At 62.8% G+C, this 13,570-nt stretch carries 11 protein-coding genes; 8 read left to right on the top strand and 3 right to left on the bottom strand.

All coding sequences use genetic code 11. From position 1 onward, the window contains the following. The 5 genes from WF331_RS21680 (at window position 1) to WF331_RS21660 (ending at window position 6,745) form a co-directional block, all read left to right on the top strand. Window positions 1-1,170, top strand: a complete 1,170-nt coding sequence (locus WF331_RS21680; RefSeq protein WP_016486829.1) for an acyl-CoA dehydrogenase family protein — start codon at window positions 1-3, stop codon at window positions 1,168-1,170. A gap of 54 nt (window positions 1,171-1,224) precedes the next feature. Beyond that, window positions 1,225-2,412 carry an acyl-CoA dehydrogenase family protein gene (locus WF331_RS21675; RefSeq protein WP_284362415.1) on the top strand — a complete coding sequence of 396 codons (1,188 nt, stop codon included), beginning with the start codon at window positions 1,225-1,227 and terminating at the stop codon, window positions 2,410-2,412. Window positions 2,413-2,425: 13 nt separating this feature from the next. After that, the gene (locus WF331_RS21670) at window positions 2,426-3,580 is read left to right on the top strand and encodes an acyl-CoA dehydrogenase family protein (protein WP_284362413.1); all 1,155 of its coding nucleotides are present in this window, start codon (window positions 2,426-2,428) and stop codon (window positions 3,578-3,580) included. 4 nt (window positions 3,581-3,584) lie between these two features. Then, entirely contained in the window at window positions 3,585-5,273 is a 1,689-nt protein-coding gene (locus WF331_RS21665) for a class I adenylate-forming enzyme family protein (protein ID WP_229609293.1), read from the top strand. Window positions 5,274-5,362: 89 nt separating this feature from the next. Further along, window positions 5,363-6,745, top strand: coding sequence for a DUF1329 domain-containing protein (locus WF331_RS21660; RefSeq protein ID WP_016499778.1), 1,383 nt, complete (start codon window positions 5,363-5,365; stop codon window positions 6,743-6,745). A gap of 47 nt (window positions 6,746-6,792) precedes the next feature. Here WF331_RS21660 and WF331_RS21655 read toward each other — a convergent pair whose 3' ends face one another. The 3 genes from WF331_RS21655 to WF331_RS21645 all read right to left on the bottom strand — a co-directional run bounded on the left by WF331_RS21655 (window position 6,793) and on the right by WF331_RS21645 (window position 11,187). Beyond that, on the bottom strand, window positions 6,793-8,922 hold the full coding sequence (locus WF331_RS21655) for an oxidoreductase (protein WP_340623274.1): 2,130 nt from the start codon (window positions 8,920-8,922) through the stop codon (window positions 6,793-6,795). Window positions 8,923-9,004: 82 nt separating this feature from the next. After that, window positions 9,005-9,835 carry an alpha/beta fold hydrolase gene (locus tag WF331_RS21650; protein ID WP_284362404.1) on the bottom strand — a complete coding sequence of 277 codons (831 nt, stop codon included), beginning with the start codon at window positions 9,833-9,835 and terminating at the stop codon, window positions 9,005-9,007. A gap of 17 nt (window positions 9,836-9,852) precedes the next feature. Next, entirely contained in the window at window positions 9,853-11,187 is a 1,335-nt protein-coding gene (locus tag WF331_RS21645; protein ID WP_016499775.1) for a spinster family MFS transporter, read from the bottom strand. Window positions 11,188-11,413: 226 nt separating this feature from the next. Here WF331_RS21645 and WF331_RS21640 point away from each other — a divergent pair, with 226 nt between their 5' ends. From WF331_RS21640 to WF331_RS21630, 3 genes are read left to right on the top strand one after another with little or no spacing between them, the layout of a single operon-like run. Then, complete coding sequence (locus tag WF331_RS21640; RefSeq protein WP_016499774.1) at window positions 11,414-12,148, top strand: SDR family NAD(P)-dependent oxidoreductase; 735 nt, start codon at window positions 11,414-11,416, stop codon at window positions 12,146-12,148. 14 nt (window positions 12,149-12,162) lie between these two features. Further along, window positions 12,163-12,933, top strand: coding sequence for an SDR family NAD(P)-dependent oxidoreductase (locus WF331_RS21635; RefSeq protein ID WP_340623273.1), 771 nt, complete (start codon window positions 12,163-12,165; stop codon window positions 12,931-12,933). Window positions 12,934-12,938: 5 nt separating this feature from the next. Further along, window positions 12,939-13,568, top strand: coding sequence for a nuclear transport factor 2 family protein (locus tag WF331_RS21630; protein WP_016499772.1), 630 nt, complete (start codon window positions 12,939-12,941; stop codon window positions 13,566-13,568). Window positions 13,569-13,570: the final 2 nt, after the last annotated feature.

Below are 13,570 nucleotides of genomic sequence, written 5' to 3'. Positions count from 1 at the left end.
ATGTTCGTCGATCTCACCCCCGAACAGCATGCCCTGAGGCTGAAGGTCCGGGACTATTTCCAGAACCTGATGACCCCCGAGCTTCGCCAGCAGATGCGCGGCACCGAAGGCGGCGAGCTGTTTCGCCGCACCATCGCCCAGATCGGCCGTGACGGCTGGCTGGCGGTTGGCTGGCCGAAGGCCTATGGCGGCCAGGGTTACGCGGCCACTGAGCAATTGATCTTCTTCGAAGAAGCCAACATCGCTGGCGCACCGCTGCCGTTCGTGACCATCAGCACCGTTGGCCCGGCCCTCATGGCCCACGGCTCGGCGCTGCAAAAAGAAAAATTCCTGCCCGGTATCGCCGCCGGCGAGATCAACTTTGCCATCGGCTATTCCGAAGCCAGTGCCGGCAGCGACCTGGCCGTGCTGAAAACCACCGCGCGCGAAGACGCCGACGGCTTTTTGGTCAACGGCAGCAAACTGTGGACCTCGGGCGCCGACTCGGCGGACTACATCTGGCTGGCGGCACGTACTGATCCTGAGCAGGCACGGCACAAGGGCATCTCGATCCTGATTCTCGATACCCAGGCCGAAGGCTTCTCCAGTACGCTGATTCCAACCTCCGGCAACCCCACGGCCGCCACGTATTACGATAACGTGCGGGTGCCGAGGGATATGCTGGTGGGCGAACTGCACGGTGGCTGGAAACTCATCACCGCACAGCTCAACCACGAGCGCCTGGGCCTGGGTGCCTGGTCGGACAAGGTCGTCAGCCTGTTCAGCCGGGTGTACCTGTGGGCACGTTGTGCCGATGAGCAAGGCCAGCGTGCTACCGACCACGCCTGGGTGCGCCGCGATCTGGCCGAGTGTTATGCCCGGCTCGAAGCCATGCGCCTGATCAACTTCCGTATTGCCGCCGACCTTGAGCGGGACCGCGTCGATGTCGCGCTGGCCTCGACCACCAAGGTCTACGGCTCGGAATCGGCGATCGAGATCCTGCGCAAGCTGTCGGCCATCGTCGGTGCCAGCGGCTTGACGCGGGCGGGCTCTGCGGCGGCTTATCTGCTCGGCGAGCTGGAGTATGAAGTGCGCGCCTCGGTTAACCTGACCTTCGGCGGTGGTACCAATGAAATCCAGCGCGAGTTGATTGCCCAGTTCGGCCTGGGCATGCCGCGCACGCAACGCTGAGTCACCGTTGTACCCTTCAAGCGAATAACAATAACGTCCCTTTCAGGTGAACGAATGAGCGCAATCGAGCAGTTCAGGCAAGCGACGCGCCAATGGCTGGAGGCCAATTGCCCGCCATCGCTGCGCACGGCCACCCCCGACGGCGAAATCGTCTGGGGTGGCCGTCAAGTAGACTTTCCCAGCGAAGACGCCCGGCTCTGGTTCGAGCGTATGCGTGACAAAGGCTGGTTCTGCCCGCAATGGCCCAGCGAATACGGCGGTGGCGGGTTGAGCGCCGAGTACAACGCGGTGCTGGAAAGCGAGCTGCGCCGGCTAAAGTGTCGGCCGGCGCAGATCAACCTGGGCATCTGGATGCTCGGCCCGGTGCTGCTGGAGTTCGGTAGCGAAGCGCAGAAGCAGGCGCTGCTGCCACCGATGTGTCGCGGCGAAGTGCGCTGGTGCCAGGGCTTCTCCGAGCCCAATGCCGGTTCCGACCTTGCCAGCCTGAAAACCTCGGCGGTGGCCGATGGCGATGACTTCGTGATCAACGGCACCAAGATCTGGACCTCCTATGGCGACAAGTCCGACTGGATGTACGCCCTGGTGCGCACTGATCCGAAGGCGCCCAAGCATCAGGGGATCAGCCTGATCGTGCTCGACATGAAAAGCCCTGGGGTGAGTGTTTCACCGATTGACCTGATCAGCGGCAAATCGGCTTTTTGCCAAGTGTTCTTCGATAACGTGCGTGTTCCGCAAAGCCAGTTGATCGGGCCGCTCAACGGAGGCTGGAACCTGGGCAAGAGCCTGCTGCAGCACGAGCGCAAGGCCATGTCCAAGTTCGGCGAGTTCAGCCTGCCCACGCACTTTCACCTGTTGCCGTTGATCGAACGCTACCTGCCCGACAGCCAGGCGCCTGCCGACCAGGCCCTGCGTGCTCGGGCCCAGGGCTGCGCGATGAATGAACATGCCTACAACCTCACCGTGCAGCGCATGGGCGAGGAGGCCCGGGCTGGCCTGGATATCAGCGCGATCATGGCCATCATGAAACTGGTGCATACCGAGCAGGAACGCGACAAGTTCGAGATTCTCCTCGATGCCCTTGGCTACCGCGCGCTGGGCGTTGAAGGCGAGCCGTTCAGTGGCCAGGAACTGGCGATTACCCGAGGCTGGCTCAACAGCTATGCCCTGACCATTTCCGGCGGTTCGTCGGAGGTGCAGTTGAATGTCATCGCCAAGCGGGTCTTGAACCTGCCCAGTGCTTGAGGGGAGTTTGAACATGAGTCTGGTGTATAGCGAAGAGCAACGCCTGTTGGCCGACAGCGCCCGCGAATTCCTCGCGGCGCGCAGCCCGGTGGCGGCACAGCGGCGTCTGCGCGATGAGGCAAGCGTGCCAGGGTATGACCCGCAGCTGTGGCAAGAAGCCGTGGGCCTGGGCTGGAGTGGCATTCCATTTCCCGAGGCGTTGGGCGGGCTTGAATTCGGCTGCATGGGCCTGGGGCCGATTTTCGAGGCCATGGGCAGAAACCTCTCGGCTTCACCCTTGTTGTCCAGTGTGGTACTCGGTGGCTCGCTGATCCATCTGGCTGGCGGCGCGGCGCAACAGGACCAGTGGCTGACGGCGGTGATCAGTGGCGAGCGGCGCGTGGCCCTGGCACTGGATGAAAAGCCGCGCCATGCCCCTGAGCATACGGCACTGACGGCGACGGCCGAGGCTGGTGGTTATCGTCTGGATGGCGAGAAATTCTTCGTCATCGATGGCCTGGGCGCCGATGCCTACCTGGTAGCGGCGCGCACCAGTGGCCGCGCGGGTGAGAAGCAGGGCATCAGTGTATTCCTGATCCCGGCGAACACACCGGGCTTGCAGGTCAGCGCATTGACGCTGATCGACTCGCGCAATTGCGCGCGGCTGCGTCTGAATGCCGTGCAAGTGGCCAGCGAAGCTTTGCTCGGTACGGTCGGTGGGGCTTGGTCGGTGCTGGACGAGGCGCTGGACCGGGGACGTGCTTGCCTGGCCGCTGAGTTGCTCGGCGCTGCCGAGCAACTGTTCGCCATGACCCTGGAGTACCTCAAGACCCGCGTGCAGTTCGATGTGCCCATCGGGTCGTTCCAGGCCCTGCAGCATCGGGCCGCGCGCTTGCATGTGGAGTTGCAGCTGGCCCGCAGCGCGGTAATGGCAGCATTGGCCGCGCTAGATGACAGCGCATTGAGCGCGGCCGAGCGCGGGCGACTGGTGAGCCTGGGCAAATGGAAGGCCGGCGAGGTGGCCGCCCAGGTCAGTAATGAGGCGGTGCAGATGCACGGTGGCATCGGTGTCACCGATGAACTGGACGTTGGCCTTTACCTCAAGCGGGTTCGCGTGGCCCAGGCGTGCCTGGGTGACAGTGATTTCCAGTGCGCGCGTTACGCCGCTTTTGCGTCTTTGGAGAACTGAGAACATGAAGCTGGAACAGTGGCGCAACGCCTGGCAGCAATTGATTGGCCCTGGTTCGCCGTTCGAGGTGGTGTCTTCGCCCAACGACGGCCTGCGGTATTTTCGCCATGCACCTGCAAACTTGCTCGAAGCCATCGATGCAGGCCGTGCACACGGTGAGCGTGAGTTCCTGGTGTGGGAGCAGCAACGTCTGACGTTCGCCGGCTTTTTCGATCAGGTCGACTGCCTGGCTGCGCAACTGGCGCAGCGCTTTGGGGTAAAGCAGGGTGATCGAGTGGCCATTGCCATGCGCAATCAGCCGGCCTGGCTGGTGGCCTTCGTGGCGGTGCAGCGTTGTGGCGCGGTGTGCGTGCCGTTGAACAGCTGGGGCCTGCGTGACGAATTGTTCCATGGCCTGCAAGACAGCGGTGCGCAGGTGCTGGTCTGTGACGAACAACGCCTGCAACTGCTGACCAGCGACCTGCTCGCACAGCGGCTGGTCAGCATTGTGGTTGGCGTGCCGGCGGGGCAAGCATTAGCGGCCAACTGCCAGCGTTTCGAAGAGCTGATCCAGGGGCCGCTGCTGGCGCTGCCGGCCATCGAGATCAATCCGGCTGACCCGGCGCTTATCCTCTATACCTCTGGCACCACAAGCCGGGCCAAGGGCGTGCTGTCCAGCCATCGGGCCATTTGCCAGGCGCTGGCAGCACTGGAGTTCCAGTCGGCGTTCTGCGCCGTGAGTTCGCCCGAGCGGATCCAGGCGGTGATCGCCAGTGGCTTGGCACCGACCAACCTGATGGCGGTGCCGCTGTTCCATGTCAGTGGCCTGCACGCGCAGTTTTTGCTGGGGCTGCGCAGCGGCAGGCGCTTGTTGCTGATGTACAAATGGGACGTGGACAAAGCGTTCGACCTGATTCGCGACGAGCGCTGCACCCAGTTCAATGGCGCACCGGTAATGATGCAGCAATTGCTTGGCTCGCCGCGGTTTGCCAGCACCGACAGCGACAGCCTGTACGGCCTCGGCCTGGGCGGGGCGGTGGCCTCCAGTCGGCTGCTGGCGCATATCAGCAAGCGCAAGCCCCATGCAATTGGTGGCAGTGGCTATGGCTTGACCGAAAGCAACGGCATCGGTGCCGCAGTGGGCGGCGATCAGTTCGTCTACAAACCCGACTCGGTGGGCTGGCCGCTGCCGATCGTGGATGTATGCATTGGGCCGGACCCGTCTTCACCGCTACCGGCGGGGCGCAGCGGTTTGATCTGGCTACGTTCGCCGACCCTGATGAACGCTTACTGGCGGCTGCCTGAAGCCAGTGCCGAGACCTTGCGCGACGGTTGGCTGGACACCGGTGATATCGGCCATCTGGACGACGAGGGCTTTCTGTACATCACTGACCGTGCCAAGGACCTGATCAACCGGGCGGGCGAGAAGATATCCGCCAGTGAAGTGGAGTCGTGTATCTGCGAAATGCCTGGCGTGACCGAGGCGGCCGCCTTTGCCCTGGACGATGAGGAACTGGGCGAGCGCCTGGCCCTGGTATTGCGCAGCGAACTGCAGCCAGCGCCTACCCCGGAGCAAGTGTGTGCCTTTATCGGCCAGCGCCTGGCAGCCTACAAGGTGCCAGCCGAGGTACACCTGCGCCGCGATCCGCTGCCGCGTAATGCGTCGGGCAAGCTGATCAAGGCGCAACTGAAGGAATCATTGGTCGGCGCCTGACTGATTAGTCTTTCCGGACGATGTACTCCCCCGCAGATCAGGAACAATGGAGGTACCCCAGTAGTCCTGGTCTGCGAAGGAGTCAACCGATGAAAATAACAACAAAAGGCGTGATGTTCGTAGCTGCAGTGGCCGCCAATGTCGGCCTGCAAGGCAACGCACTTGCGCAAGTGTCGCCTGAAGAGGCTGCCAAACTCGGCAAGGAACTGACCTGTGTCGGTGCCGAGAAAGCCGGTAATGCCGAGGGCACCATTCCGCCCTACACCGGCAAGTACCTTGGCGAAGTGCCGGGCTGGAACCATGTGAAGTTCTCTGGCGATCAACCGGTCGACCCTTACGCCAACGAAAAGCCCATCCTGGTGATCACCGCGCAGAACATGGGCCAGTACGAGAGCCATTTGACCGAAGGCCAGAAGGCCCTGCTCAAGCGCTATCCCACCACCTACAAAATGAATATCTACCCGGGCCATCGGGACTTCCGTTACCCGGACTACGTCTGCGAGCGGGCGATGAAGAACGCCTTGAGCGCCAAGCTGGTCGACGACGGCATGGGCATCGAGGGGATTGGCCAAGTCCCGTTCCCGATTCCGAAAAACGGCATGGAGCTGCTGTGGAACCACCAGTTGCCGGCACGGGCCTACACCGAAGAAAAGGTCAGCGACCTGGCTTCGGTGTTGCCAAACGGCAGCATCGGCTGGGGCCGCGCCTATGCGCGCAACCTCTCGCAAGCGAACTCACCGACCGTCGAGCCAAAAACCGAAGGCCAGATACAGGCCATGAGCTGGAACACCACCTTGAAGCCGGTGCGCGACAACGGTGTGGTGAGTATTTCGCAAGAGCCCTATAACTTCCTCGCCAACCCCCGCCAGGCCTGGAGCTACAGCCCGTCCACCCGGCGTGTGCGGCAACTGCCTGGCTACGGGTACGATCAACCAATGATCGGCACCAACGGCACGATGACGGTTGACGAAGACCGTCTTTACAACGGTTCGCCCGAGCGCTTCAACTGGACGCTGATCGGCAAGCGCGAAGTCTACGTGCCGGCCAACGCCTTCAAACCCAATACCGGTGACATCAAGTACGCCGACATGCTTACCCCCAACCACCCCAACCCCGACTACATGCGCTACGAGCTGCGCCGTGTGTGGGTGCTTGAGGCCAAGTTGAAAGAAGGCTACCGCCATGTGTACGGCAAGCGTGTGCTGTTTATTGACGAAGACACCTGGAACGCAGTGGTTGCGGACAACTATGACAGCCGTGGTGCCTTGTGGAAGCACGCGATGATCAATTACTACTACCACCCGGACATGAGCGCCTGGCAGGCCGGTTCGCAGTTCTTCATGGACCTTAACTCGGGCCAGTACACCGGCTACGCCATGACCAACGAATCGAAGAAAGGGCCGATTCTCAACGAAGCCAAATTCACCCCGGACATGTACACCGCTGATGCGGCTAGGGCGATGGGGCGGTAACGACAAAGCCAAAAAAACCCCAGGTAGAACCTGGGGTTTTTTTGGCTTCAGGCTTCTCGCCCAGCGCGATTGCCGGCGGCGATGGCGCCTTCGATATAACCCAGGCTCTGACAGTCACCAATGCTCACCACCTTCAACCCGGCACTGCCCAGTGCATCGCTCAGGCGGGTATCAGGCGTCGCACCACTGGCCAGCACCACGGAGTCCCCGCGCACCTCGGCAGCTTCACCTTCGGCTGTCTGATAGCGCACGCGGTTACCGTCGATGGCGGTAACGCTCACCCCGGTCAGCAGCTGCCCACCGTGCACCCGGATACCATGCAGCACCCGCCAACGCCGCACAATCGCCAGTTCCCGGCCCAGGTGGCCGCTGCTTTCCAGCACACACACCTGACGCCCACGCGCCATCAGGAACTCCGCCAGTTCCAGCCCCACCAGCCCACCGCCGACAATGATCACGCGTTTGCCCAAGGGCATCCACACGCGTGACAGCTTTTGCATGGCATCGGTGCTGTCGGTGACGCCGATCAGGTTGCCGGCCTTCATCAGGGTGCGTTGCGTCAGCGACAGCTTGCGCCGGGCGATCTCTTCGGCACGGTCGCCGGTCATCAGCCGGCGCAGTTCATCACCACTCCAGACATGATCCTGCTCGGCGCCTGGGATGCCCGGTGCGGCGCGCTGTGCGCCGGTGGCCACAATCACTTGATCGACGCCCAGGTCGCGCAGCAAGGCTGCATCCACCGTACTGCCCATGCGTACATCGATGGGCAGTTGCCGCACCTGGTACAGCAGGTTGTCGAGCAGGCGTCCGTTTTCGGGGTAGGCGAGGGCAGCAAAGAACAGGGTGCCGCCCAGGCGGTCACTGCGCTCCAGCAGCGTCACGCGATGGCCACGCAATGCCGCCACGCGAGCGGCTTCCAGGCCTGCCGGGCCACCGCCGATCACCGCAACATGTTGCGGGGCTGCAACCGGCGTGATGATGCGCTCGCTTTCATGCCCGGTTTGCGGGTTGACCGCGCATTTGACCCGCTCGTTGATAAAGATCTGGCTCACGCACACATAGCAGTAAATGCACGGTCGAATGGCCTGCAGCTCACCGGCCTGCAGTTTGTTGGGCAATTGTGGGTCGGCCAGCAACTTGCGGCCCATGGCGATGAAATCACACTGGCCGGCGGCAATCGCGGCGTCGCCGGTTTCTGGTTCGATACGCCCGACTGCAATCACCGGAATGCTCACGCATTGCTTGAGGGCCGCTGTCCATTCGAGAAAAGCCCCGGGCTTTTGCACCAGCGGCGCTTCGGTAAAGGCCACGCCGCTACTGGTCATGGCGTAGGCCGAGACACTGACTGCATCGGCGCCAGCGCCCTCAGCCAGGCGAGCAACCGCCTTGGCGTCGTCGAGGGTGATGCCCCCGGGGGTGAGCAGTTCTTCGGCATCCAGCCGCAGCCAGACGCCAAAGCCGGTGCCAACCCGCGCGCGTATGGCCGCCAGGACCTCAAGCAGCAAGCGCGCACGGTTTTCCACTGCGCCACCGTATGCATCTTCACGCCGGTTGTAATACGGCGATAGAAAGCCGGCGATGATGTAGTTGTGCGCGGCATGGATTTCCACACCGTCGAACCCGGCGCGCTGTGCACGCTCGGCAGCGGCTGCGAACCATTCGACCATCTGTGCGATGTCGTAGTGGTCCATCACCCGCATCTCGATGCCGCCTTTGCGACCGCGTACGGCGCTGACAAAGGAGGCGAGTTCTTCCGGGGTCAAGGCCTGCATCATGTCGGAGGTACTGGCCGGGGGCAACGACGGCACCCACAGCGGCCGGCCCGCAGCCATGTCCCGTATGGCGTTCTTGCCGGCGTGCTGCAGCTGCATGGCGATCTTTGCGCCGTGCCTGTGCACGCGTCCAGCCAGTTGGGCAAGGCCCGGGATGAATTCATCAGAAGAGACACCGACCTGGTAAGGCTCGGCGGTACCGGCGGGGAAGGCGACGGCGCACACGCCCATGATCAACAGCCCGGCACCGCCTTCGGCACGTGCTTCGTAGTAGGCCTGGATACGTTCGCCACAGTGCCCGTCGGCTTCGGCGAAGTTGGAGCCCATGGGCGCCATGATGATGCGATTACGCAGTTGAAGGGGGCCGATGCGGCCAGGCGCAAGCAAGTGGGAGAGTTTTGTCATTGTTATGTCAGCCCTTGGTGGAAGCCAGTCGATACGACAGCGGCCAGGTTGCTGCTGTCGCAAGGTACGTTGCGTACGACGACTAGGCTTGGCGCAGGAACTCGAGGCAGGAACGGTTGAACAACTCACGGTGCTCCACCTGAACCCAATGTCCACAGCGATTGAGCAGAATAAAGCGGGCGTCAGGGGCGTTGTCGAGCACTTTCATCGCGCCACCGACCGGGTTGAAGTTGTCGTTGGTGCCCCAGAACCCCAGAATCGGTACGCACAGCTCCTCGAGGCGCTCGGTCATGTTCGGCACCATCATGGTCGAGAACAGGCAGTGCGGCTGGTATTTGGCCACGGCAACGCGTTCGGCCAGCAGGCTGTCGGGCAGTTGCGAGGCATCGAACAGCTGCAGGCTCATGATCTGGCGCATTTTGTCGATGTCGAGCGGGCCGGCATTGAACAGCTCGACCATGCGCTGAATACCGATCTTCTTGAAGTAGGTTTCGCGCTCTTCGACACCGCCCGGGGCCATCAGGATCAGCTTGTCGAGCATTTGCGGTTCGGCCAGCCCCAGGCCAATGGCGATGGCACCACCCAGGGAATTGCCGAGCAGGGTACAACGATGCACTTCAAGGGCCTTGAGCAAGCCGGACACGGCGTTGACGAAGAAATCCAGGTTGTACTGGACGTTGTCGGGCTTGTCCGAACGGCCGAAGCCGGGCAGGTCGATCACCAGGTTACGAAAGCCGGCCGCGACGAAGTCTGGGTAGTTGCCCTTGAAATTGCTGTAGCCACTGGCGCCCGGGCCACTGCCATGCAACCACACCACGACAGGGCCGCTGCCTTCGTCGAGGTAATGCAGGCGCAGGCCGTTGTCGAGGGTGACGAAGTGGCCGATAGGCAACGGTAGGTCTTGTTCTGACATCTTCGAATCTCCATTGATCAGGCAGTTACGGCATTTTCAGGGGTGGCAGTCGGTGCAGCCGATCGCTGCAGTTGGGCGCGGTAGCGGGGCAGGGCCATGCCCAGGAATACGGTCGAGAGCATCAGCATCGAAATGGAGGCGGCCAGCGCATAGCGCAGTGCCTCGGTGCCGAGGGCCGGGGTAAACAGATCGCTGAGTACCCCGATCAGCAGCGGGCCGACGCCGACACCCAGTAGGGTCATGGCCATGACAAAGATTGAAGTTGCCTGGGCCAGGCGCGCTGCCGGGAACAAATGCGTGACGGCGCCCAGGCAAGGGGTCGCCCACCAGGTACCAAAGAAGGCAAAACCTGCATAGAAGAGAAACGCGGTCGGTACCGGGGTGCTACCCAGGTGGAACAGAATGCCGGTTGGCCAGAGGAAGTACGCCAACGCGAACGGGATACTGACCAGGGTGGCAAGCAGCGGTACGCCGATCTGCCAGCCGGCATCACGGCGGGCCATGCGGTCGGAAATGATGCCGCAGGCCAAGGTGCCGAAGGTGGCACCGCTGCCGCCCACCACGCCGACCAGAAAGCCTGCATCCTGCAGGTTCAAACCGTGGGAGCGGATCAGGAAACTCGGGCTCCAGGTGCCAATCGCATAGCCGGCGATGGCGCTGGATGCGCCGGTCAGCACCAGCCAAAGGAACGATGGGGTCTCCATCAGCTTGGCCACGGTCTTTGCCCAGCCTTCCTGGGCGACCTGGACCTTTGTCTGCACTTCGCTGGCAATTTTCGGCGCACGGACCGTAAGCCACAGCAGCAGCCCCAGCAGGATGCCCGGTACGCCAATGATCAGGAACGCCGAGCGCCAGCCGTAATGCTGGGCGATCCAGCCACCGAAACCGAGGCCGAATATGGCGCCGAAGCTTGAGCCGAGCATCAGGATGGACAACGCAGTGGAGCGATTTTTTGCTGGGTAAAGCTGCGAAATCATCGCCACCGAAGGCGCCGTGCCGCCCGCTTCACCAACGGCTACGCCGATCCGCGCCAACACCAGCAGCCAGAAGCTGGTGGCCAGGCCGCAGGCCATGGTCATCACACTCCAGGCAATGCAGCAGGCGGCAATCACCGGTTTCGGCCCGATACGGTCGGAAAGCCGGCCCAAAGGGAAGCCGAACAGGGTATAGAACACCGCAAATGTCACCCCTGAAAGCAGGCCGATGCCCGTGTCGGAAATGCCGAACTCAGCCTTGACCGGCTCGATCAGGATCGCCATCAACTGCCGGTCGATGTAGTTGAAGATGTAAATCACGGCCAGCACGAACAGTGCGTAGTGGCTACGCCAGGTGACGCGGTTGGAAGAGTTCACGACGGGTGCTCCCGGTTTTGTTCTAGTGAGCAGGAGCGTGGCGCCGATCACGCTCGGGCACATCGTCCATTCAGACCACTTGCTGACGGCACATAGGGCAAGCGCGGCTGCGTAGTCTTATCGGACGATGTTGCGGTTTTGTACAGGGTTAATGATTTGTCCCGTGCTCGATCATCCAGCGCGTGTGCAGCTGATCGGGGAAGCCAAGGCTTGCGGGAGATCAACGATGAAGTTAGCGAACAAAGTGGCCCTGATCACGGGTGCCGGGCAAGGCATGGGGCGGGCGATTGCCCAGCGCTTTGCAGAGGCCGGCGCACGGGTGGTGGCGGCCGACATCAACCTGCAGGCTGCCGAGCAGACGATCGAAGGGCTCGGTGAGCACGCCTTGGCGCTGGCGTGCAACGTCGCCGACAGCGACTCGGTGGCGGCGGCGATGCACAGGCTGGAAGCCCGGTTCGGTGCCCTCGACATCCTGGTGAATAACGCCGGTGTCGGTTCAGTCGACACCTTTGTCGACACCCCGGACGCGCATTGGCAGCGGGTCATTGGGGTCAACCTCACGGGCACCTTCCTGTGCAGCCGTGAAGCGGTGCGGCTGATGCAAAAGCACGCCATTCAGGGTGTGGTGATCAATATCTCCAGCACCGCTGCGATGACTGGCGAAGGCCCAAGCCATTACTGCGCAGCCAAAGCCGGCGTCATGGGGCTGACCCGCAGCATGGCGCGGGAGCTGGCCGCCAGCGGCATCCGCGTCAACACCCTGGTGCCCGGCCCGACCAACACCCCGATGATGGCCGACATCCCCGATGAGTGGCTGCAAGGCATGCTCAAGGCAATCCCCCTGGGCCGTATGGGTGAGGTCGATGAGATCGCCCGCGCCGCCGTGTTTCTGGCCAGTTCCGACGCCAGCTTCATTACCGGTCAGAACCTCGCCGTCAACGGCGGCATGGCCTTCATTTGAACCGGGAGCAGGCAATGAGCACACGACTTCAAGGCAAGATCGCCTTCATTACCGGTGCCAGCTCCGGGATTGGTGCCGCCACCGCCCGACGTTTTGCCCAGGAGGGCGCCACCGTGGTGCTCTGCGGGCGTAATCAGGCGCCATTGGACGCTGTGGCCAGCGCCATTCGCGAAGCGGGTGGCATGGCCCATTGGCAGGTCGCCGATGTCAGCGACGAGCACGCCTTCGTCAGCGCAATCGAGGCCGCAGCGCAGCAGCATGGCCGCCTGGACATCCTGGTCAACAACGCCATGGCCTACACCTGGGGTGCCATCGACAGCACCAGCACGGGTGACTGGCACGCCAACTTCCGCACCACCGTGGACGGCACGTTCTGGGGCACGCGCACGGCCATGGCGCTGATGAAAGCCCAAGGCGGCGCCATCGTCAACATCGCCTCGATCTGCGGGTTGTTCGGTACGCCCTGGATGGCCGGCTACTCGGCAGCCAAGGCCGCAGTGATCAACTTCAGCCGCGCTGCAGCCAGCGAAGGGGCGGCCAACAGGATTCGCTGCAACGTGGTGGTCCCGGGCGTCATCGAAACCCCGGCAACCGCGGGCATGCTGGCCGACGCCAAGGCCCGTGGCAACACCGAGAAACTGATCCCGCTGCGCCGTATCGGCCAGGCGCAGGAGGTAGCCAACGCGATTCTGTTCCTGGCCAGCGACGAAGCGTCCTATATCACCGGCGCGTGTGTGCCGGTGGATGGCGGGCGCAGCTCGGAACTCTACACGGTGCTGGAGTGATGAGCATGGAACCGAACACGTTGTTGGCACGCATCGACCGGCTTGAGTCGATTGAGGAAATTCGTCAATTGGCGGCCAAGTACTCGCTGTCGCTGGACATGCGCGACCTCGATGCCCACGTCAATCTGTTTGCCGAAGACATCCGCGTCGGCCGCGACAAGACCGGCCGTGCGCATCTGAAAGCGTGGGTCGATGCCACTTTGCGCGATCAGTTCAGCGGCACCTCGCATCACCTGGGCCAGCACATCATCGAACTGCTTGACGCCGACAATGCCGTTGGCGTGGTGTATTCCAAGAACGAGCATGAGACCGGCCCCGAGTGGGTGACCATGCAAATGCTTTATTGGGATGACTACCAGCGCATCGATGGCCGCTGGTACTTCCGTCGCCGCCTGCCGTGCTACTGGTACGCCAGCGACCTCAACAAGCCGCCGATCGGCGAGCGAAAGATGCGCTGGCCAGGGCGTGAACCCTATGCCGGCAGCTTCCACGACCTGTTCCCGTCGTGGGCCGAGTTCTGGGCGCAGCGCCCGGACAAGGACCAACTGCCCGATGTCGCCCCGGCCGCGCCCCTGGAACACTTTCTAGCCACCCTGCGACGCGGTGCTGCGGCACCGAAGATTCGTGTGCGCTGAGG

The sequence above is a fragment of the Pseudomonas sp. YNh genome (assembly GCF_037993085.1).
In the GTDB taxonomy this organism is placed as follows: domain Bacteria; phylum Pseudomonadota; class Gammaproteobacteria; order Pseudomonadales; family Pseudomonadaceae; genus Aquipseudomonas; species Aquipseudomonas putida.
The sequence above is the reverse complement of the archived record's forward strand: the minus strand, read 5'-3'. Positions and strand labels throughout refer to the sequence as shown.